Origin of the sequence: Citrobacter sp. R56, assembly GCF_016811995.1 — a bacterium.
Lineage (GTDB): Bacteria > Pseudomonadota > Gammaproteobacteria > Enterobacterales > Enterobacteriaceae > Citrobacter_D > Citrobacter_D enshiensis.
Genome location: NZ_CP069159.1, coordinates 2,928,767 through 2,950,047, shown reverse-complemented (window position 1 = coordinate 2,950,047; position 21,281 = coordinate 2,928,767). Strand labels below are relative to the sequence as shown.

The 21,281-nt window shown below is 53.8% G+C and carries 16 protein-coding genes, 1 tRNA gene and 1 pseudogene; 8 read left to right on the top strand and 10 right to left on the bottom strand.

The window, feature by feature from the left end:
* Positions 1–39 precede the first annotated feature (39 nt).
* Positions 40–264 carry a cold shock-like protein CspD gene (cspD, locus tag JM656_RS13990; RefSeq protein WP_162379603.1) on the bottom strand — a complete coding sequence of 75 codons (225 nt, stop codon included), beginning with the start codon at positions 262–264 and terminating at the stop codon, positions 40–42.
* Between the two features lie 323 nt (positions 265–587).
* Here cspD and clpS point away from each other — a divergent pair, with 323 nt between their 5' ends.
* Positions 588–908, top strand: a complete 321-nt coding sequence (clpS, locus tag JM656_RS13985; protein WP_192611741.1) for an ATP-dependent Clp protease adapter ClpS — start codon at positions 588–590, stop codon at positions 906–908.
* Positions 909–938: 30 nt separating this feature from the next.
* A complete protein-coding gene (gene clpA, locus JM656_RS13980; RefSeq protein WP_203358310.1) occupies positions 939–3,215 on the top strand; it encodes an ATP-dependent Clp protease ATP-binding subunit ClpA in 2,277 nt (758 codons plus the stop codon).
* Positions 3,216–3,784: 569 nt separating this feature from the next.
* Here clpA and JM656_RS13975 read toward each other — a convergent pair.
* The 3 genes from JM656_RS13975 to JM656_RS13965 all read right to left on the bottom strand — a co-directional run bounded on the left by JM656_RS13975 (position 3,785) and on the right by JM656_RS13965 (position 5,578).
* Positions 3,785–3,872 (bottom strand) — tRNA-Ser (locus JM656_RS13975).
* Between the two features lie 148 nt (positions 3,873–4,020).
* Positions 4,021–4,698, bottom strand: coding sequence for a hydrolase (locus JM656_RS13970; RefSeq protein ID WP_203358309.1), 678 nt, complete (start codon positions 4,696–4,698; stop codon positions 4,021–4,023).
* Positions 4,699–4,717: 19 nt separating this feature from the next.
* Entirely contained in the window at positions 4,718–5,578 is an 861-nt protein-coding gene (locus tag JM656_RS13965; RefSeq protein ID WP_203358308.1) for a pirin family protein, read from the bottom strand.
* Positions 5,579–5,687: 109 nt separating this feature from the next.
* On the opposite strand from JM656_RS13965, the gene JM656_RS13960 reads away from it, so the two are divergent.
* Positions 5,688–6,596, top strand: coding sequence for a LysR family transcriptional regulator (locus tag JM656_RS13960; protein ID WP_203358307.1), 909 nt, complete (start codon positions 5,688–5,690; stop codon positions 6,594–6,596).
* Between the two features lie 78 nt (positions 6,597–6,674).
* Here JM656_RS13960 and infA read toward each other — a convergent pair whose 3' ends face one another.
* The 6 genes and pseudogenes from infA to trxB all read right to left on the bottom strand — a co-directional run bounded on the left by infA (position 6,675) and on the right by trxB (position 12,497).
* On the bottom strand, positions 6,675–6,893 hold the full coding sequence (gene infA / locus JM656_RS13955) for a translation initiation factor IF-1 (protein ID WP_001040187.1): 219 nt from the start codon (positions 6,891–6,893) through the stop codon (positions 6,675–6,677).
* A pseudogene (locus tag JM656_RS13950) lies at positions 6,821–7,178 on the bottom strand (hypothetical protein). The gene infA and the pseudogene JM656_RS13950 overlap by 73 nt, the downstream one beginning before the upstream one ends.
* Complete coding sequence (aat, locus tag JM656_RS13945) at positions 7,179–7,883, bottom strand: leucyl/phenylalanyl-tRNA--protein transferase (RefSeq protein ID WP_203358306.1); 705 nt, start codon at positions 7,881–7,883, stop codon at positions 7,179–7,181.
* Between the two features lie 44 nt (positions 7,884–7,927).
* Complete coding sequence (cydC, locus tag JM656_RS13940) at positions 7,928–9,649, bottom strand: cysteine/glutathione ABC transporter ATP-binding protein/permease CydC (protein ID WP_203358305.1); 1,722 nt, start codon at positions 9,647–9,649, stop codon at positions 7,928–7,930.
* The gene (gene cydD / locus JM656_RS13935) at positions 9,650–11,416 is read right to left on the bottom strand and encodes a cysteine/glutathione ABC transporter permease/ATP-binding protein CydD (protein ID WP_203358304.1); all 1,767 of its coding nucleotides are present in this window, start codon (positions 11,414–11,416) and stop codon (positions 9,650–9,652) included. It abuts the gene before it with no gap.
* Positions 11,417–11,528: 112 nt separating this feature from the next.
* Complete coding sequence (trxB, locus tag JM656_RS13930) at positions 11,529–12,497, bottom strand: thioredoxin-disulfide reductase (protein ID WP_203358303.1); 969 nt, start codon at positions 12,495–12,497, stop codon at positions 11,529–11,531.
* A gap of 545 nt (positions 12,498–13,042) precedes the next feature.
* Between trxB and lrp the strand changes: the two genes are divergently transcribed.
* From lrp to serS, 5 genes are all read left to right on the top strand, one after another.
* Positions 13,043–13,537, top strand: coding sequence for a leucine-responsive transcriptional regulator Lrp (lrp, locus tag JM656_RS13925; protein WP_000228473.1), 495 nt, complete (start codon positions 13,043–13,045; stop codon positions 13,535–13,537).
* 134 nt (positions 13,538–13,671) lie between these two features.
* Positions 13,672–17,592 carry a DNA translocase FtsK gene (gene ftsK, locus JM656_RS13920; RefSeq protein ID WP_203358302.1) on the top strand — a complete coding sequence of 1,307 codons (3,921 nt, stop codon included), beginning with the start codon at positions 13,672–13,674 and terminating at the stop codon, positions 17,590–17,592.
* Positions 17,593–17,714: 122 nt separating this feature from the next.
* Positions 17,715–18,326 (top strand): outer membrane lipoprotein chaperone LolA, encoded by a 612-nt coding sequence (lolA, locus tag JM656_RS13915; RefSeq protein ID WP_203358301.1) that lies wholly within the window; start codon positions 17,715–17,717, stop codon positions 18,324–18,326.
* A 10-nt stretch (positions 18,327–18,336) separates the two neighbouring features.
* Positions 18,337–19,680, top strand: coding sequence for a replication-associated recombination protein RarA (gene rarA / locus JM656_RS13910; protein ID WP_203358300.1), 1,344 nt, complete (start codon positions 18,337–18,339; stop codon positions 19,678–19,680).
* 91 nt (positions 19,681–19,771) lie between these two features.
* Complete coding sequence (gene serS / locus JM656_RS13905; RefSeq protein ID WP_203358299.1) at positions 19,772–21,064, top strand: serine--tRNA ligase; 1,293 nt, start codon at positions 19,772–19,774, stop codon at positions 21,062–21,064.
* Positions 21,065–21,281: the final 217 nt, after the last annotated feature.

Sequence of the window (21,281 nt, the reverse complement as noted above, 5' to 3'; positions counted from 1 at the left end):
GCATTTTGACTGCAGGATGTACACAATGAGACAGAAGAGCTATGCGACAGCTTCTGCTTCAATGATAGGCACGATGACACTGGCGTGATTGCCTTTTGGCCCCTGGTGAACATCAAACTGGACAGATTGTCCGGCTTTTAGCGTTCTGTAGCCATCCATCTGGATGGTAGAGTAATGGGCGAAAATATCTTCGCCGCCGCCTTCAGGGCAAATGAAACCAAACCCTTTGGCATTGTTGAACCACTTAACAGTACCCGTTTCCATGCTTCGACATCCTTCGTAAATCTTATATAAGTAAGATGGAATGAACCGGTGGTAGAGCGGAGGCTGTTCAAAACCTCGCCAACTCTCGAGAGTACAATTTAGAGAAATCAGGCGAGCCGTCAAGCATTTGGCGGGGGGGGTAGGGTAAAAATGAATCAAAATTTTGAAGCAGTTAACGCTATTGCCGGGTAATGTGACAGATGTCGCGGATGACAGTGATAGATGATAGTTATCTATTAATTGAGGTAAATTACTTGTGCGCATAAGCTCTTGTCAGCGGCAGAGTAACTGCCGGTAACCGTAACCGAAGATGACGACTGACAATGGGTAAGACGAAAGACTGGCTGGACTTTGACCAGCTTGCGGAAGATCAAGTGCGCGACGCGCTAAAACCGCCATCTATGTATAAAGTGATATTAGTCAATGATGATTACACTCCGATGGAGTTTGTTATTGACGTGTTACAAAAATTCTTTTCTTATGATGTAGAACGTGCAACTCAATTGATGCTCGCCGTTCACTACCAGGGTAAGGCCATTTGCGGAGTCTTTACCGCCGAGGTTGCAGAAACCAAAGTGGCGATGGTGAACAGGTATGCCAGGGAGAACGAGCATCCATTGCTGTGTACGCTGGAAAAAGCCTGAATGCAGGCATAAAAATTGGGGGAGGTGCCTATGCTCAATCAAGAACTGGAACTCAGTTTAAACATGGCTTTCGCCAGAGCGCGCGAGCACCGTCATGAGTTTATGACCGTCGAGCACTTGTTACTGGCGTTGCTCAGTAACCCATCAGCCCGCGAAGCGCTGGAAGCGTGTTCCGTGGATCTGGTTGCGCTCCGTCAGGAACTCGAAGCCTTCATTGAACAAACCACACCCGTTCTGCCTGCCAGCGAAGAAGAACGCGACACGCAGCCGACGTTGAGTTTTCAGCGTGTGCTGCAACGCGCCGTCTTCCACGTTCAGTCCTCCGGTCGTAGTGAAGTTACCGGCGCTAACGTACTGGTCGCTATTTTCAGCGAACAGGAATCACAAGCGGCCTATCTGCTGCGTAAGCACGAAGTCAGCCGTCTTGATGTGGTGAACTTTATTTCTCACGGGACGCGTAAAGATGAGCCGAGTCAGTCTTCTGATTCAGGCAACCAACCGAATAACGAAGAGCAAGCTGGCGGGGAGGAACGTATGGAGAATTTTACGACTAACCTTAACCAGCTTGCGCGCGTGGGGGGGATCGATCCGCTGATTGGCCGTGAGAAAGAGCTGGAGCGTGCCATTCAGGTTCTGTGCCGCCGCCGTAAGAATAACCCGCTGCTGGTGGGTGAATCCGGTGTCGGTAAAACGGCGATTGCGGAAGGACTGGCCTGGCGTATTGTCCAGGGCGATGTGCCGGAAGTGATGGCGGATTGCACCCTCTACTCACTGGATATTGGCTCGCTGCTGGCAGGGACCAAATATCGCGGTGACTTTGAAAAACGCTTTAAAGCGCTGCTGAAACAGCTGGAACAGGACACCAACAGCATCCTGTTCATCGATGAGATCCACACCATCATTGGTGCGGGGGCGGCATCGGGCGGCCAGGTGGATGCGGCAAACCTGATCAAACCGTTGCTCTCCAGCGGCAAGATCCGCGTGATCGGTTCTACGACCTATCAGGAATTCAGCAACATTTTCGAGAAAGACCGTGCTCTGGCGCGTCGCTTCCAGAAAATCGATATTACTGAGCCGTCGGTGGAAGAGACCGTACAGATTATTAACGGTCTGAAACCGAAGTACGAAGCGCACCATGATGTTCGCTATACCGCGAAAGCGGTGCGGGCGGCAGTAGAACTGGCGGTGAAATATATCAATGACCGTCATCTGCCGGATAAAGCGATTGACGTGATCGACGAAGCAGGGGCGCGTGCGCGTCTGATGCCGGTCAGCAAGCGCAAAAAAACCGTCAACGTGGCGGATATTGAATCCGTGGTAGCGCGTATTGCGCGTATCCCAGAGAAGAGCGTCTCGCAGAGCGATCGCGACACGTTGAGAAGTCTCGGCGACCGTCTGAAAATGTTGGTCTTTGGCCAGGATAAAGCCATTGAGGCGCTGACCGAAGCCATCAAGATGAGCCGCGCAGGACTGGGGCACGAGCATAAACCTGTCGGTTCATTCCTGTTCGCCGGGCCTACTGGCGTGGGGAAAACCGAGGTCACGGTGCAGCTCTCCAAAGCGCTGGGGATTGAACTGCTGCGCTTTGATATGTCCGAGTATATGGAGCGTCACACCGTCAGCCGTTTGATCGGTGCACCTCCGGGATATGTCGGTTTCGATCAGGGCGGTTTGCTGACGGATGCGGTCATTAAACATCCGCACGCCGTATTGCTGCTGGATGAAATCGAGAAAGCGCATCCGGATGTCTTTAACCTGCTGTTGCAGGTGATGGATAACGGTACGCTGACCGATAATAACGGCCGCAAAGCGGATTTCCGCAACGTGGTGCTGGTGATGACTACTAACGCTGGCGTGCGTGAAACTGAACGTAAATCCATTGGCCTCATTCATCAGGACAACAGTACGGATGCGATGGGTGAGATTAAGAAAGTCTTTACGCCGGAATTCCGTAACCGTCTCGACAATATTATCTGGTTCGATCACTTGTCTACCGAGGTGATTCATCAGGTTGTTGATAAATTTATTGTCGAGTTGCAGGTTCAACTGGATCAGAAAGGCGTCTCCCTGGAAGTTAGCCAGGAAGCGCGTGACTGGCTGGCTGAGAAAGGCTACGACCGGGCAATGGGCGCGCGTCCAATGACTCGCGTGGTGCAGGACAACCTGAAAAAACCACTGGCTAACGAGTTGTTGTTTGGCTCGCTGGTGGATGGTGGTCAGGTGACTGTCGCCCTGGATAAAGAGAAGAATGAGCTGACGTATGGTTTCCAGAGTGCGCAAAAGCACAAACCAGAAGCCGCGCATTAATCTCTTATCGTCTGATGAACCGGGCCTCTGAGCCCGGTTTTTTTATGCCTTTTGTATGTCGGATGGCGGCATACGCCTTATCCGAACTACGGTACATGCTCATTCGTAGGCCGGATAAGGTGTCTGCACCGCCATCCGGCAATATTCGCGTGACGGTGCAACATGCGAAAAAAAAGCCCGTACTTTCGTACGAGCTCTTTCTCAAATATGGCGGTGAGGGGGGGATTGACTCGCTTTGCTCGCCCTCACGGGCAGCCACTCACTGTGTTCGTGGTCTGTCCAACTGGCTGCGCCAGTTGTCGAACCCCGGTCGGGGATTCTCATCCCCCCGGCGTGTGCGACATGCGAAAAAAAAGCCCGTACTTTCGTACGAGCTCTTTCTTAAATATGGCGGTGAGGGGGGGATTGACTCGCTTCGCTCGCCCTGACGGGCAGCCCACTCACTGTGTTCGCGGTCTGTCCAACTGGCTGCGCCAGTTGTCGAACCCCGGTCGGGGATTCTCATCCCCCCGGCGTGTGCAACATGCGAAAAAAAAGCCCGTACTTTCGTACGAGCTCTTTCTTAAATATGGCGGTGAGGGGGGGATTCGAACCCCCGATACGTTGCCGTATACACACTTTCCAGGCGTGCTCCTTCAGCCACTCGGACACCTCACCATATTGTATTGCTGCCTGACCGCTTGGGGGGCAACGGGGCGCTACTATAGGGAGTTGCGCTAAAACGGTCAAGCAGTATTTACGCTTTCACTCTCGTTTGGTTACGCAGTGTACATCTTCCTGCTCGATGTGGCGCAGGGGAGATGTATCAGCGCTGTGAATCTAGCTTTTCGTTGTTTTTCACCACTTCCTGCGTCCTGCTATAGCTTTCAATCAGCAATTGATAGGCCGGGAATATGTGGGTGTACACTTCAGCCCATTCGGCTGCGTCTTCACGATTCCAGGTCCCCTGGAGTTCAGCAGCGACTGCCGCCGTATCCATCGGTACGACACCGGCCTGCACCACGCGGGCGAGGGTGATCTCTTGCGCCATTTTGCTGTACGTGCCCGAAGCATCGATCACGGCAAATACCTTGTAACCTTCAGCCACTGCGCTGATGGCCGGGAACGCCATGCACACGCTGGTAATCGTGCCTGCGATAATCAGCGTTTTACGGCCTGTTGCTTTTACCGCCTTAACAAACTCGTCGTTATCCCAGGCGTTAATTTCGCCTTTACGTGCAACGTACTGCGCATGCGGTGCATTGGCGTGGATCTCCGGGATCAGAGGGCCATTAGGACCCTGCGGTACGGATGCAGTGGTAATAACCGGCATCTTCGACAGGGTTGCCATTTTAGCCAGCGCGGTAGCGCGTGCGCGCAACTCCGGCATCGGCATATCGCCCACGGTCTGGAACAAACCGCTCTGGTGATCGATCAACAGCATCACGGAATCATTCACATCAATAACCGGACGCAAACCATTAAAATTAGCAGGACTGGACATGGTGTTCTCCTCAATGTTTTCAGATTTGGCCAAAACGACCAGCGTTAAAATCGCGAACAGCCTCAGCGATCTCTTGCTTTGTGTTCATCACAAAGGGGCCATAACCGACAATCGGTTCATTTAACGGTTCCCCCGCCAGCAACAGGACGGTGGCGTCGCTGCTGGCATCGAGATGGAAGGCTTCTTCCTGTTGGCTGAGTACCGCCATTTGCGCTTCATTGACCGGTGTGGTGCCGTTTACCGTAATGCTGCCTTTCAGGACAATCAGCGCGGTGCTCCAGCCCGCAGGCTGGGAAAGCGTGATGTCGCAGCCTTGCTGTAAACGCATATCCCAGACATTCAGCGGCGAGAAGGTGTGTGCCGGGCCTTTTGTTCCCAGGAAGTCGCCAGCGATGATCCGCGCCGTGCCAGCCTCGCCAGGTAAGGCAACGGTGGGAATTAACTCATTGCTGATACTCTGGTAGCCCGCAGCGGCCATTTTGTCTTTGGCGGGCAGGTTCACCCACAACTGCACCATCTCCAGCTCTCCCCCGCGTTCAGTAAATGCAGGAGAGTGAAATTCTTCGTGCAGAATGCCCGCGCCCGCCGTCATCCACTGCACGTCACCTGGGCCGATGATGCCGCCGCGACCAGTTGAATCGCGGTGCTCAACTTCACCGCTGTAAACGATCGTGACCGTTTCGAACCCCCGGTGAGGATGTTCACCAACTCCGCGTTTTTCAGTGCCTGGCGCGAAGGTGTGAGGGCCTGCGTAATCCAGAAGCAGGAACGGACTCAACGATTGCGCATGGGACTGGTAAGAGAACAGCGAACGAACCGGAAATCCATCGCCAACCCAGTGCGGGCGAGGTGCGGTGTAGACGCCTGTTACCTGTTTCATCTTTATCTCCTCAATGGCGTAGTGGTGTTGTCAATAAGCTTATATTCATGACAATAAGGTGTGTAGTAGCTAAAATGGCATTAACTGTTCTAAAAATGGGATAATAAAAATGAAACCGGATCTCAATGATTTTGCGTGGTTTGTTCATGTCGTCGAGGAGGGTGGATTTGCTGCGGCAGGTCGCGCGCTCGATGAACCTAAGTCAAAACTCAGTCGGCGTATTGCACAACTTGAGGAGCGTCTGGGGGTCAGGCTGATTCAGCGTACGACACGGCAGTTCAATGTGACTGAAGTCGGGCAGACGTTTTATGAGCATTGCAAAGCGATGCTGGTTGAGGCACAGGCGGCGCAGGACGCTATCGCTGCGCTACAGGTTGAGCCGCGCGGCGTGGTGAAGCTGACCTGTCCTGTAACATTGCTGCACGCGCATATCGGTCCGATGCTGGCTAAATTTTTGGCGCGCTATCCCGATGTTTCACTGCAACTGGAAGCGACTAACCGCCGTGTTGATGTGGTGGGTGAGGGGATTGATATTGCAATTCGCGTCAGGCCGCGTCCTTTTGAGGATAGCGATCTGGTGATGCGTGTATTATCCGATCGCGGACATCGCCTGTTTGCCAGCCCGGCATTGATCGCCCGGATGGGCAGTCTTTCTTCTCCGGTAGAACTCAAAAACTGGCCGGGCCTGAGTCTTGCCGCCGGGAAACATATACACCGATGGGAATTGTTTGGGCCAGAAGGGGCGAGGGCCGAAGTGCATTTTACGCCGCGTTTGATTACCACCGATATGCTGGCGTTGCGTGAGGCGGCTGTCGCGGGCGTTGGCGTTGTACAGTTACCGGTATTGATGGTCAAAGAGCAGTTGGCCGCCGGTGAACTGGTGGCTTTACTGGAGGGTTGGGAGCCGAAAAGGGAAGTTATCCACGCGGTATTTCCAACGCGACGTGGATTGCTGCCTTCCGTACGCGCAGTAGTCGATTTCTTAACGGAAGAATATGCGCGGATGGTAGAAGATTAACGCCTGACATTACGCCCACAAAAAAGGCCGGATAAACCGACCTTTTATTATCTTTACGCCATTCGGGCGTGAAAACAATCAGCGACTACGGAAGACAATGCGGCCTTTGCTCAGGTCGTACGGGGTCAGCTCAACAGTCACTTTGTCGCCCGTCAGGATGCGGATATAGTTTTTACGCATTTTACCGGAGATGTGTGCAGTAACCACGTGACCGTTTTCTAACTCTACGCGGAACATGGTATTAGGTAACGTTTCAAGAACGGTACCCTGCATTTCAATATTGTCTTCTTTGGCCATCTAATCCTCTGGGGTATCACTACCGTAATTTGAACCGGCAAGATAATGCCGAAGTTCTTTTAATAAGTAAAGATTTGCGCGTTTAAAACACAGCAAATCAGGTTTGGCGCATTACTCCGATCACACACGGCAAAGCCGCACTAAAAGCGCAACGTATAAGGGAGCGATGAGATAAACGATGGGCGTTACCTGACGCGAACTGTTCCTTAACGGCGGCGGGGTAATGGGCATAACCTGCTCTGCGGCACAATTATAACACCGCAACAAAAAATGTGCCGAAAACATTCACTCCTGAGGCGAAAATAACGTGCGAGGCACCCAAAAAAGGGCTGGCAGCCGCTGCGGGCGCATTATACTGAGGTGTTCAAGGTATTCACGACGGGCTATTTCCACTGCCCCCAGCGACGCGGTGTGGTTATTTAGCACCTGGCAGTCGATCAGTTTTCCCCCCTGACGGCGAAATTCAGTGCAAAAAACAAGCAGCGCTGTTTTGGAGGCATTTTCCTGGCGGCTGAACATCGACTCACCGCAAAAAAGGGTGCCTTGCGATACGCCGTACATTCCGCCCACTAATTCATTGTGGCGCCATACTTCAATGGAGTGCGCATGGCCCAATTCATGTAAACGATGATAAGCCTCCACCACATCGCGCGTTATCCATGTCCCTTCCTCGCGATCGTTGGCACAGCCTTCAATGACCTGATCAAACGCATAATTCAGCGTCACCCGATAGGGTGAGTGTTTGTGAAAGCGCTTCATGCTGCGGCTGAGATGAAAATGTTCCGGCCATAAAACAGCGCGAGGGTCGGGGGACCACCAGAGAATCGGATCGCCAGGCGAAAACCACGGAAATATGCCCCGCTGGTACGCCATTAATAAGCGGGCGGGGCTAAGATCGCCCCCAAGGGCTAATAACCCATTGGGCTCGCGCAAAGCGCCTTCCGGGGAAGGGAAGGCTATTGAGTGGCGAGAAAGCTGAACCAGGCGCATGACAGCACAACTCCAGTACGCAAGTCGGATCGTTCAATAATAGCTTACAGACGTTGCTTAAACTGGTAATAACGACCCTGCCTGGCTAACAGATCTGCGTGATTACCTTGCTCAATAATTTGCCCGTTGTCCATCACTATTATTTGATCAAAACGCGACAGCCCGCGCAGGCGGTGAGTGACCATTAACAGCGTTTTGTTTCGCATAACATCAGCAAGCAATTCAAGCATTTGGCTTTCGGTTGTGGCGTCTAACCCCTCGGTCGGTTCATCCAGCAACATCAGCGGGGCGTCGTGCAATAATGCGCGGGCGATAGCCAGACGGCGAAGTTCACCGCCGGATAACTGACGACCCCCTTCACCTAACCAGCTATTAAGCCCGCCATCGTCGAGTAATTTCTCCAGACCGACACGGCACAGCATTTCTGACAGCGCTTCGTCACTGGCGTCAGGGGCTGCCAGCAGAAGGTTGTCACGCAGCGTGGCGCTGAACAGATGTACGCGCTGCGGTACGACGCTGATGGTGGCGCGTAGCGTCGCTTCGTTAAGCGTTGAAATCGGCTGATTGTTGATGAGGATCTCGCCCTGCTGCGGGTCCCACGCCCGGGTCAGTAACTGCAATAGCGTCGATTTGCCGCAGCCTGTACGCCCAAGAATGGCAATATGCTCGCCAGGATTCGCGTGCAGCGAGAGGGATTCCAGCGCTTTTTGTGCCTGCTCAGGATAGCTGAACGAAATATCACGCATCGTCAGCGTCACCTGCTCTGGCACCGCTGAGTCCGCCTCCGGAAATTCCACCTCGGGTTTCTGTTCGGTGAGATCGGTAATGCGTAGCGCAGAGGCAATAACCTGACCAAGATGCTGGAACGCTCCCGTCACGGGGGCCAGCGCCTCAAATGCCGCCAGCGCGCAAAAGACGAAGAGGGCAATCAGCGCACCGGGTTTGTCGTTGCCACCCACGCCGCCGGAGGCCATCCACAGCATTAACATGACCGCCATCGCGCCAATCAACAGCATGACGGCCTGAGACAGTGCGGTCAGTTCAGACTGGTGGCGTTGGGCTTCATGCCACTGCAATTCTGTACTTTCCATCTGTGCCCGGTAGCGATCGCTGGCGCCAAAGATCGTCAATTCCGCTTGTCCTTGCAGCCAGGCGGTGAGCTGCTGGCGATACTGTCCACGCAGGTGGGTCAGGCTCTGTCCGGTACTCTTCCCCGCGCGGTAAAACAGCGGAGGCAGAATGAACAAGGTCAGCAACATAACCCCCCCGAGCGTTATCGCGAGGGTGACATCGAGAAAGCTCAGGCCCAGGGTGACGACCAGAATCACCACAAAGGCGCCCACTATTGGAGAGATGACGCGCAAATAGAGGTGATCGAGCGTATCGACGTCGGCAACCACGCGGTTAAGCAACTCCCCCTGGCGATAACGGGCAAGTCCCGCCGGAGAGAGCGGTAACAGTTTGCTGAAGGTATAAATTCGCAGATGCTGCAGGACGCGAAACGTCGCGTCATGGCTCACTAACCGTTCAAAATAGCGACCCGCAGTACGGGTAATCGCCGCACCGCGTACGCCTGCGGCGGGCAGCATATAGTTAAAACTGTAAATGCCGGTAACACCCACGACGGCGGAAGCGGACAGGAACCAGCCGGAGAGCGTCAACAGTCCAATGCTGGCCAGCAGCGTGACGATCGCCAGCACGATCCCGAGCGTTAACATCCATTTATGGCGCTTGTAGAGCGCTAAATAGGGGAGCAAGGCGCGCATTCAGATGTCCTCCTGACGGTGAGCCAATAACGTGGCAAACGGCCCGTTGGCGGTACTGAGTTGGGTATAGTGACCGTGTTCGACAATGTGCCCGTCCTGCATCACCCAAATGGTATCCCAGTCGGCCAGATCTTCGAGCTGGTGGGTGACCATCAAGGTGGTCTGGCGTCGGGACGCGGCGTTCAATGCCTGCATAACGCGCTGTTCGCTGTGCGCGTCCAGGCTGGCTGCTGGCTCATCAAGCAACAGCAGTTTGCACGGGTTCAACAACGCGCGAGCAACCGCAACGCGCTGCGCCTGACCGACGGAAAGTCGACCGGCCTGATCGCCCGTTGGTGTGTCCAGGCCTTGTGGCAGCATCGGCAGAAACTCACTGACCCAGGCGTTGTCGAGCGCGGCTTTGAGCTCTTGCTCAGTGGCATTCGGACGCGCTAATAGCACATTTTCCCGCAATGTTGCCGCAGGGAGTTGCGGATTTTGCCCGACCCAGGAAAGCTGCTTACGCCAGGATTCGGGAGACAAATCGCGCAATTCAATGTCGTTAACACGCAATGACCCCTGGTAGGAGAGAAAACCGGACAGCGCATTCAGCAGAGAACTTTTCCCTGAACCACTGCGCCCGACCAGCACTGCACGGTGGCCTGCTGGCAGTGAAAAATTCAACGGACCGGCGAGTATTTTGCCTTCCGGGGAGGTGATAATGAGATCCCGGGCTTCAATCGAGACAGGGTCTTTCGTCGTGAGCTCAATATCGCCACGTTCCGGGTGGGCAAGGGGCGTTTCCATAAACGTTTTCAGGCTGTCAGCCGCGCCTACGGCCTGAGCTTTAGCGTGATAAAACGTGCCAAGGTCGCGTAAAGGCTGAAAGAACTCAGGGGCAAGAATCAGCGCCAGGAAACCGGCGGCAAGCGTGACGCTGGTGCCATAGTGCCCGAAGTTAAGTTCGCCAAGATAAGAAAAACCGAAGTAGACGGCGACCAGCGCGATGGAAAGCGAGGTAAAGAATTCCAGAACGCCCGAAGATAAAAAGGCGAGGCGCAGGACCTCCATGGTGCGTTGGCGAAAATCCTGCGACGCGGCGCGAATGCTTTCAGTTTCTGCTTCCCCACGCCCAAAAATGCGTAACGTTTCCATACCGCGCAAGCGATCGAGAAAATGACCGCTCAGACGTGCGAGCGCCTGGAAATTACGGCGGTTGGCATCTGCAGCCCCCATGCCAACCATCGCCATGAATAACGGAATCAGCGGCGCCGTTCCGAGCAGGATCAGCGCGGCAGCCCAGTTGGTTGGAAAAATGGCGGCAACGATCAGCAATGGCACGCAGACGGCAAGCGCCATTTGTGGAAGATAGCGCGCATAGTAATCGTGCATATCGTCAATCTGTTCAAGCACCAGCGTCGCCCAGCTTCCCGCAGGCTTTCCCTGAATCCACGCCGGCCCAGCCTGTTGCAGACGGTCCAACACCTGGCGACGTATTTCGAAGCGGATATGCTGCCCGGCATGAAAACCGACCCGTTCACGCAGCCAGACGACCCAGGCGCGCAGGATAAAAATCAGTGCCAGAACGATAAAAGGGAGGAGGAGGGCTTCACGAGGAATGTTCTCCATAATCATATGCTGCAGAATACGCGCCATGATCCAGGCTTGAGCGACAATCAATAAGCCGCTGACAAATCCCAACAGACGAGAAATGTTCAGCCAGCGCTGGGAGAGGACGCTTTGCTGTTTTAACCAGCGAGTTAACTCTTTTTGACGGGTTTTATTCATTGCACGCTTAGCAGGTGAGTTATCAGAATTTTAGGCAGGGCAATGTTACAACGGGGCAAAAATAAAGGCGACTTATAGTCGCCTTTTTTACTTTTGTTGATGATTTGTAAACTTATTTGCCAGCGTCGGCTAACCCGTCGAGATAACGCTCTGCATCCAGCGCCGCCATGCAACCTGTTCCCGCAGACGTAATCGCCTGGCGGTAAATGTGATCCATCACGTCGCCAGCCGCAAAGACACCCGGAATGCTGGTTTGGGTGGCATTACCGTGAATGCCTGACTGAACTTTGATGTAGCCATTTTCCAGCTCAAGCTGACCGTCGAAAATAGCGGTATTCGGGCTGTGGCCGATGGCAACGAACAGGCCCGCAACGTCCAGCGATTCAATGTTGTCGGTGTTATGCGTATCGCGCAGGCGCAGGCCAGTAACGCCCATCTGATCGCCAGTCACTTCTTCAAGCGTACGGTGGGTATGCAGCACGATATTGCCGTTTTCGACTTTATCCATCAGACGTTTGATCAGGATTTTTTCTGCGCGGAAGCTGTCGCGACGGTGAATCAGATGGACTTCAGAGGCGATATTCGCCAGGTACAACGCTTCTTCAACGGCCGTGTTGCCGCCGCCGATGACCGCGACTTTTTGATTGCGATAGAAGAAACCGTCACAGGTGGCGCAGGCGGAAACGCCGCGACCCTTAAACGCTTCTTCTGATGGCAAGCCGAGATAGCGAGCGGAAGCTCCGGTAGCGATGATCAGCGCATCACAGGTGTATTCGCCATTGTCGCCAGTCAGACGGAATGGACGGTTCTGCAAGTCCACCTTATTGATATGATCAAAAATTATCTCAGTATCAAATTTTGTCGCATGTTCATGCATGCGTTCCATCAACAGCGGCCCCGTCAGCTCGTTCGGATCGCCTGGCCAGTTTTCCACTTCGGTCGTGGTGGTCAGCTGACCGCCTTTTTCCATACCGGTGATCAGGACCGGTTGCAGGTTTGCACGCGCAGCGTAGACCGCAGCGGTATATCCCGCTGGTCCTGAACCAAGAATAAGCAGTTTACTGTGTTTGGTCGTGCCCATGAGATCCCCATAGTTGTTGGCAGGCAATGGGCAGGATTGTAGGGAATTTGGTGGCGTAAAAAAAGAGTATAGCGATTTTGTTAACAATTTGTGTAATAGCAGGAACCAATGAGAGGCCATGGTGTGGGCGCTACTATAATGATTTCTACTTAAAATAGGGCTGTTATAAGGTGATAAAATGACGATTAACGACCGCTCCCAATGAATAATTGGCATGTTGTACTAAAAATCGATGTTTTGCTTTGACAATCCCCTGCTGTTTTGCGAAAACATTCATTGAAGAAGAAAACAGTGATATGTGTGTGATGCATAACCATGCATGTAAATACCATGTTTACCGGCTAGCGAAATCTACGCATGGTGTGGACAGACGCCATTCGTGATATCGATAGCGGCCATCAGGCAACGGTCTTCTCACTATAGACCCGGCATTGCGCGCCGTTAATCCCTCTGGGTTTCGGTCTATTGTGATGGGCATAGGCTCTAAACAGTGATGTGCAAAGAGTCAGGCAGGAGTAGGGAAGGAATACAGAGAGACAATAATAATGGTAGATAGCAAGAAGCGCCCTGGCAAAGATCTCGACCGCATCGATCGCAACATTCTTAATGAGTTGCAAAAGGATGGCCGTATTTCGAACGTCGAGCTTTCTAAACGAGTTGGACTTTCACCGACACCCTGCCTTGAGCGTGTTCGTCGGCTGGAAAGACAGGGATTTATTCAGGGCTATACAGCACTGTTAAACCCGCATTATCTGGATGCATCACTTCTGGTTTTTGTTGAGATTACTCTGAATCGTGGTGCGCCGGATGTGTTTGAGCAATTTAACACCGCAGTACAAAAACTTGAAGAAATTCAAGAGTGTCATTTAGTTTCCGGTGACTTCGACTACCTGTTGAAAACACGCGTGCCGGATATGTCTGCCTATCGTAAGCTGCTGGGGGAAACCCTGCTGCGTCTGCCTGGCGTGAATGACACACGTACCTATGTGGTGATGGAAGAAGTAAAACAGAGCAATCGTCTGGTAATTAAGACGCGCTAACACGGAACAGGTGCAAAATCGACGCAGTTTGATTACACTCCTGTTAATCCATACAGCAACAGTGCCGGGGCAACCCGGTGCTGTTGTCCGTTTTAGCATCGGGCAGGAAAAGCCTGAAACCTGGAGAGCCTTTTTTGAGCCAGGAATACACTGAAGACAAAGAAGTCACATTGACAAAGTTAAGCAGCGGGCGCCGACTTCTGGAAGCGTTGCTGATCCTTATTGCCCTTTTTGCCGTCTGGTTGATGGCTGCCTTACTGAGTTTTAATCCCTCAGATCCCAGTTGGTCGCAGACGGCATGGCACGAACCTATCCATAATCTGGGCGGCATGCCGGGAGCCTGGCTGGCTGACACCTTGTTCTTCATTTTCGGCGTAATGGCTTACACCATCCCGGTCATTATGGTGGGGGGATGCTGGTTTGCCTGGCGACATCAGGCCAGCGACGAATATATCGATTATTTTGCCGTGTCGTTGCGCGTGATTGGCGTTCTGGCGCTCATTCTGACCTCCTGCGGTCTTGCGGCCATTAATGCTGATGACATCTGGTATTTCGCCTCTGGCGGCGTGATTGGCAGTCTGCTAAGCACGACGCTTCAACCTTTGCTGCACAGCAGTGGGGGAACCATCGCGTTATTGTGCATCTGGGCCGCCGGTCTGACGCTGTTTACGGGGTGGTCATGGGTCAGTATTGCCGAAAAATTAGGCGGCTGGCTGCTCAATCTTCTGACGTTCGCCAGTAATCGTACCCGTCGTGATGATACGTGGGTCGATGATGAAGAGTATGAAGATGATGACGAGTTTGCCGATGAAACTGACGGCGTAAAACGAGAGTCCCGACGCGCACGTATTCTCCGGGGCGCATTGGCGCGCCGCAAACGTCTGGCAGAGAAGTTTACCAACCCACGCGGTCGTCATACCGATGCGGCGCTGTTTTCTGGCAAACGCATGGATGATGAAGAGGAAATTGAATACAGCGCGCGTGGCGTACCTGCCGATCCTAACGACGTGCTTTTCTCCGGGCATCGTGCGACTCAGCCTGAGTATGATGAATATGATCCGTTGCTCAATGGTCACTCGGTCACCGAACCGGTAGCTGCCGCCGCCGTGGCGACAGCGGCTACGCAAGCCTGGGCTGCGCCTGCCGATCCCGCGCTGCAAACACCGTCGATTCCCGGCGCCGAACCTGTACCCGCTGCACCTGAGATGCAATGGCAATCTGTACCAGGGCCGGAATATACCGACACCGTTATTGCCCCAGCGCCGGAAGGGTATCCGCAACCGTCGCAATATGGTCAACCACAGGTTCCTGCTCATGAACCCTGGCAGCAACCTGCGCCAGTTGAACCTGAGCCGCACTATTATGCGCCACCAGTTGCGGAACCTGGCTACGAACAGCCCGTCGCGCCGCAACCGCAAACGCCATGGCAGCCACAAGAAGCCGTTGCGGAGCAAAGCTGGCAACCTGAACCGGTTTACCCACAAGAGCCGGTGCATTCCTCTGAGCCTGTTCATCAACCGGAACCCATTGCCGTTGAGCCAGAGCCAGAGGTTGAAGAATCTAAACCTGCACGCCCACCGCTTTACTATTTTGAAGAAGTGGAAGAAAAGCGTGCGCGTGAGCGTGAGCAACTTGCGGCGTGGTATCAGCCAATTCCTGAGCCAGTGAACGAACCTGAGCCGGTGAAGTATTCTTCACCCGTGACGGCGGCTATTCCTCCAGTAGAATCAATTGTCGCAGCTGCACCATTAGCGGCAGGCGTGAAAGACGCAACGTTGGCGGCAGGGGCGGTAGCCGCTGCGGCAGCACCAGTATTTAGTCTTGCGGGGGATGGCGCGCCACGCCCGCAGGTTAAAGAAGGTATTGGACCGCAGTTACCGCGACCAAATCGTGTGCGTGTACCAACACGCCGTGAGCTGGCATCGTATGGCATCAAATTACCGTCTCAACGCATGGCGGAAGAGAAAGCGCGTGAGGCGGAGCGTCTCGATTCTGATACGCAGTACTCTGAAGATGAAATCGAGGCGATGCAGCAAGATGAACTGGCTCGCCAGTTTGCACAATCGCAGCAGCATCGTTATGGCGAAGAATATCAGCACGATGGTTCTCAACCGGAAGACGAAGATGCCCGCGCTGAAGCCGAGCTGGCGCGTCAGTTTGCCTCTTCACAGCAACAACGTTATTCCGGCGAACAACCCTCAGGCACGAATCCATTCTCGCTGGATGATTTTGAGTTCTCACCGATGAAAACATTGGTGGATGAGGGCCCGCATGAGCCGTTGTTTACGCCAGGTGTGATGCCGGAGTCTGCGTCTGTTCAACAACCGCAATATCAGCAGCCTGTTGCACAACCGCCCCAGTATCAACAGCCACATCAGCCTGTTGTTCAACCGCCGCAGTATCAACAGCCACATCAGCCTGTTGTTCAACCGCCGCAGTATCAGCAGCCACAGCAGCCTGTTGCGCAGCCGCCGCAGTACCAGCAGCCACAACAGCCTGTTGCGCAGCCAAAAGAAAGCCTGATTCATCCGCTGCTGATGCGTAACGGTGACGGTCGCCCGGCGCTTAAACCGACCACGCCGCTGCCGTCGTTAGATTTGCTGACGCCGCCGCCAACGGAAATTGAGCCAGTGGATACCTTTGCGCTTGAGCAAATGGCACGCCTGGTCGAAGCTCGACTGGCGGATTTCCGCATTAAAGCGGATGTTGTGAACTACTCACCGGGTCCGGTAATCACCCGCTTCGAACTGAACCTGGCTCCGGGCGTGAAAGCGGCACGTATTTCCAATCTGTCGCGCGATTTGGCCCGCTCGCTGTCTACCGTCGCGGTGCGCGTAGTGGAAGTGATTCCAGGTAAACCTTACGTAGGTCTGGAATTGCCGAACAAAAAACGCCAGACCGTTTATCTGCGTGAAGTGCTCGACTGCGCGCGCTTCCGTGATAACCCGTCGCCACTCTCTGTGGTGTTGGGTAAAGACATCGCCGGTGATCCCGTGGTGGCTGACCTGGCGAAAATGCCACACCTTCTGGTGGCTGGTACTACCGGTTCCGGTAAATCGGTCGGTGTGAACGCCATGATCCTCAGCATGCTCTACAAAGCACAGCCTGAAGACGTTCGTTTTATCATGATCGACCCGAAAATGCTGGAGCTCTCGGTTTATGAAGGTATACCGCATCTGTTAACGGAAGTGGTTACCGACATGAAAGATGCCGCCAACGCTCTGCGCTGGAGCGTCAACGAGATGGAACGCCGCTATAAGCTGATGTCTGCGTTGGGTGTGCGTAACCTGGCGGGTTACAACGAGAAGATTGCCGAAGCGAAACGCATGGGCCGTCCGATTCCGGACCCGTACTGGAAACCGGGCGACAGCATGGATGCCACGCATCCGGTGTTGGAAAAACTGCCGTATATCGTTGTGCTGGTGGATGAATTTGCTGACCTGATGATGACCGTCGGCAAAAAAGTGGAAGAGCTGATCGCACGACTGGCGCAGAAAGCGCGTGCGGCGGGTATCCACCTGGTGCTGGCTACGCAGCGTCCGTCGGTTGATGTTATTACCGGCCTGATTAAAGCGAACATCCCAACGCGTATCGCGTTTACGGTGTCGAGCAAGATCGACTCCCGTACCATTCTCGACCAGGGCGGCGCGGAATCGCTGCTCGGGATGGGGGATATGCTCTACTCAGCTCCGAACTCCAGCACGCCTGTACGTGTTCACGGCGCGTTCGTTCGCGATGAAGAAGTTCACGCTGTCGTGCAGGACTGGAAAGCGCGCGGTCGTCCGCAGTACGTCGACGGCATTACCTCCGATAGCGAAAGTGAAGGCGGCGCTGGCGGCTTAGACGGTGGCGAAGAGTTGGATCCCTTATTCGATCAGGCCGTGAACTTTGTGACCCAAAAACGTAAAGCGTCGATCTCCGGCGTACAGCGCCAGTTCCGCATTGGCTATAACCGTGCGGCGCGCATCATCGAGCAGATGGAGGCGCAGGGGATTGTCAGCGAACAAGGTCATAACGGCAATCGTGAAGTGTTGGCTCCGCCTCCCTTTGATTGATTGCAAAGATCGGTAAATAAATAAGAATTCAGTATTTTCTTCTTTCCTCATGCTGATTTTTGGCCTGGAATGGATAGCAGAGGAATCTCCCCATCGGGAGTGACGTATTTTGAGGAATAACAATGAAAAAAATCGCAATCACCTGTGCATTACTCTCAAGCTTTGTCGTGAGCAGCGTATGGGCCGATGCCGCCAGCGATCTGAAAAGTCGTCTGGATAAAGTCAGCAGCTTCCACGCCAGTTTCACTCAGAAAGTGACCGACGGTAGCGGTGCAGCGGTTCAGGAAGGCCAGGGGGATTTATGGGTTAAGCGCCCAAATCTGTTTAACTGGCATATGACGCAGCCTGACGAGAGCATTCTGGTGTCTGATGGTAAAACGCTGTGGTTCTTTAACCCCTTTGTCGAGCAGGCAACGGCGACCTGGTTGAAGGATGCGACCGGCAATACGCCGTTTATGCTGATTGCCCGCAACCAGTCCAGCGACTGGCAGCAATACAACATTAAGCAAAACGGTGATGACTTCGTCCTGACGCCGAAAACCAGCAACGGTAACCTGAAGCAGTTCACCATCAATGTTGGGCGTGACGGCACCATTCATCAATTCAGTGCGGTAGAGCAAGATGGTCAGCGCAGCAACTATCAGCTGAAGGCTCAGCAGAATGGTGCTGTAGAAGCATCGAAATTTACCTTTACCCCACCGCAAGGCGTAACGGTAGACGATCAACGTAAGTAGAGGCCTGTGAGTGAGCAATCTGTCGCTCGATTTTTCTGATAATACCTTTCAGCCACTGGCCGCACGTATGCGGCCAGAAAATTTAGCGCAGTATATTGGTCAGCAGCATCTGCTGGCTGCGGGTAAGCCATTACCTCGCGCCATCGAGGCAGGTCATCTGCACTCTATGATCCTGTGGGGGCCGCCTGGCACGGGAAAAACTACCCTTGCCGAAGTGATCGCCCGTTATGCCAATGCGGATGTCGAACGTATTTCGGCTGTCACTTCTGGCGTGAAAGAGATCCGCGAAGCCATTGAACGTGCTCGCCAGAACCGCAACGCGGGTCGTCGCACGATCCTGTTTGTCGACGAAGTTCACCGCTTCAATAAAAGCCAGCAGGATGCGTTTCTGCCGCATATTGAAGACGGCACCATCACCTTTATCGGCGCCACAACTGAAAACCCTTCCTTTGAGCTGAACTCCGCGTTGTTGTCGCGAGCGCGCGTCTATTTGTTGAAATCGCTGACCACCGACGATATTGAGCGGGTGCTAAGCCAGGCGATGGAAGACAAAGCCCGTGGTTATGGCGGTCAGGACATCGTCCTGCCGGATGAAACGCGCCGGGCAATAGCCGAACTGGTTAACGGCGATGCGCGTCGTGCGCTAAATACGCTTGAAATGATGGCGGACATGGCGGAAGTCGATGCCAGTGGAAAACGTGTTCTTCAGCCCGCGTTACTGACCGAGATTGCCGGGGAACGCAGCGCGCGCTTTGATAACAAAGGTGACCGCTTTTACGACCTCATCTCCGCATTGCATAAATCCGTTCGCGGCAGCGCCCCGGATGCGGCGCTCTACTGGTACGCCCGGATCATTACCGCCGGTGGCGATCCGCTGTACGTGGCGCGTCGTCTTCTGGCTATTGCGTCTGAAGATGTGGGTAATGCCGACCCACGCGCCATGCAGGTCGCGATCTCCGCATGGGACTGTTTCACCCGCGTTGGCCCGGCAGAAGGCGAACGTGCGATTGCGCAGGCGATTGTTTACCTGGCCTGTGCGCCAAAAAGTAATGCTGTTTATACCGCTTTCAAAGCCGCGATGGCCGATGCACGTGAACGCCCGGATTACGACGTGCCGGTTCACCTGCGTAATGCACCGACTAAACTGATGAAAGAAATGGGGTATGGGCAGGAGTATCGCTATGCCCATGATGAGCCCAACGCGTACGCCGCAGGTGAAGAGTATTTCCCGGCTGAAATGGCACAAACGCGCTATTACCATCCGACTAAACGGGGTCTTGAAGGTAAGATTGGCGAAAAGCTCGCCTGGCTCGCTGAACAGGATCAAAATAGCCGCACAAAACGCTACCGCTAGCGCAGGCGTTGCGGTAATGTTGGCAATGTATCTTTGCAACCGCAGGCTGCGGTTGCATTCCCTTTTTTAATTCGATAAGCACAGGATAAGCATGCTCGATCCCAATCTGCTGCGTACCGAGCCAGACGCAGTCGCAGAAAAACTGGCACGCCGGGGCTTTAAGCTGGATGTAGATAAACTTCGCGCTCTTGAAGAGCGTCGTAAAGTACTGCAGGTCGAAACCGAAAACCTGCAGGCAGAGCGCAACTCGCGATCGAAATCCATTGGCCAGGCGAAAGCGCGCGGGGAAGATATCGAGCCATTACGCCTGGAAGTGAACAAACTCGGTGAGCAGCTTGATGCCGCGAAATCTGAGCTGGATGTGCTGCTGGCGGAAATCCGCGATATCGCGCTGACCATCCCGAACATCCCTCACGATGACGTACCGGTCGGTAAAGACGAAAACGACAACGTTGAAGTCAGCCGCTGGGGCACCCCGCGTCAATTCGATTTCGACGTTCGCGACCACGTTACCCTGGGCGAAATGCACAGCGGTCTCGATTTCGCTGCTGCGGTTAAACTGACCGGCTCTCGCTTTGTGGTGATGAAAGGTCAGATCGCCCGTATGCACCGCGCACTGTCGCAGTTCATGCTGGATCTGCACACAGAACAGCACGGTTACAGCGAAAACTATGTACCGTATCTGGTGAACCACGACACGCTGTACGGTACAGGTCAGTTGCCGAAATTTGCCGGCGATCTGTTCCATACGCGTCCGCTGGAAGAAGAATCCGACAGCAGCAACTATGCGCTGATCCCGACAGCAGAAGTGCCGCTGACCAACCTGGTGCGCGATGAAATCATCGACGAAGACGACCTGCCGATCAAAATGACCGCGCATACGCCGTGCTTCCGTTCTGAAGCGGGTTCTTACGGTCGCGACACGCGTGGTCTGATCCGTATGCACCAGTTCGACAAAGTTGAAATGGTGCAGATCGTTCGTCCGGAAGATTCCATGGACGCACTGGAAGAGATGACCGGCCATGCTGAGAAAGTGCTTCAGTTGCTGGGTCTGCCGTATCGCAAAATTGTTCTGTGTACCGGTGACATGGGCTTCGGCGCATGCAAGACCTACGATCTGGAAGTGTGGATCCCGGCTCAGGATACCTATCGCGAGATCTCTTCCTGCTCTAACGTCTGGGATTTCCAGGCTCGCCGTATGCAGGCGCGTTGCCGCAACAAGTCTGACAAAAAGACCCGTCTGGTTCATACACTGAACGGTTCTGGTCTGGCCGTTGGCCGTACGCTGGTGGCGGTAATGGAAAACTATCAGCAGGCAGATGGCCGCATTGCGGTGCCGGAAGTATTACGTCCGTATATGAACGGACTGGAATATATCGGCTAATACTGCTTTCTTTGAGTTAAAAAAGCGCCTCAGGGCGCTTTTTTTATGTCCGTTTGATACCGAACAATAATCCATACCCCCTTAGAGGTAATACTGGCTTCGTATGAAACTCAGCAGATTTCGCTGAATTTCATCACACTCATTATATACAAAACTATATAGCGATGATGTCGATATATAAATAACTACACAACGAAGTTTTGCCTTTGTTATGTGA

Coding starts and splice junctions, on each gene's coding strand:
- cspD (WP_162379603.1), bottom strand. CDS start 264: ATGGAAACGGGTACTGTTAAGTGGTTCAACAATGCCAAAGGGTTTGGT.
- clpS (WP_192611741.1), top strand. CDS start 588: ATGGGTAAGACGAAAGACTGGCTGGACTTTGACCAGCTTGCGGAAGAT.
- clpA (WP_203358310.1), top strand. CDS start 939: ATGCTCAATCAAGAACTGGAACTCAGTTTAAACATGGCTTTCGCCAGA.
- JM656_RS13970 (WP_203358309.1), bottom strand. CDS start 4,698: ATGTCCAGTCCTGCTAATTTTAATGGTTTGCGTCCGGTTATTGATGTG.
- JM656_RS13965 (WP_203358308.1), bottom strand. CDS start 5,578: ATGAAACAGGTAACAGGCGTCTACACCGCACCTCGCCCGCACTGGGTT.
- JM656_RS13960 (WP_203358307.1), top strand. CDS start 5,688: ATGAAACCGGATCTCAATGATTTTGCGTGGTTTGTTCATGTCGTCGAG.
- infA (WP_001040187.1), bottom strand. CDS start 6,893: ATGGCCAAAGAAGACAATATTGAAATGCAGGGTACCGTTCTTGAAACG.
- aat (WP_203358306.1), bottom strand. CDS start 7,883: ATGCGCCTGGTTCAGCTTTCTCGCCACTCAATAGCCTTCCCTTCCCCG.
- cydC (WP_203358305.1), bottom strand. CDS start 9,649: ATGCGCGCCTTGCTCCCCTATTTAGCGCTCTACAAGCGCCATAAATGG.
- cydD (WP_203358304.1), bottom strand. CDS start 11,416: ATGAATAAAACCCGTCAAAAAGAGTTAACTCGCTGGTTAAAACAGCAA.
- trxB (WP_203358303.1), bottom strand. CDS start 12,497: ATGGGCACGACCAAACACAGTAAACTGCTTATTCTTGGTTCAGGACCA.
- lrp (WP_000228473.1), top strand. CDS start 13,043: ATGGTAGATAGCAAGAAGCGCCCTGGCAAAGATCTCGACCGCATCGAT.
- lolA (WP_203358301.1), top strand. CDS start 17,715: ATGAAAAAAATCGCAATCACCTGTGCATTACTCTCAAGCTTTGTCGTG.
- serS (WP_203358299.1), top strand. CDS start 19,772: ATGCTCGATCCCAATCTGCTGCGTACCGAGCCAGACGCAGTCGCAGAA.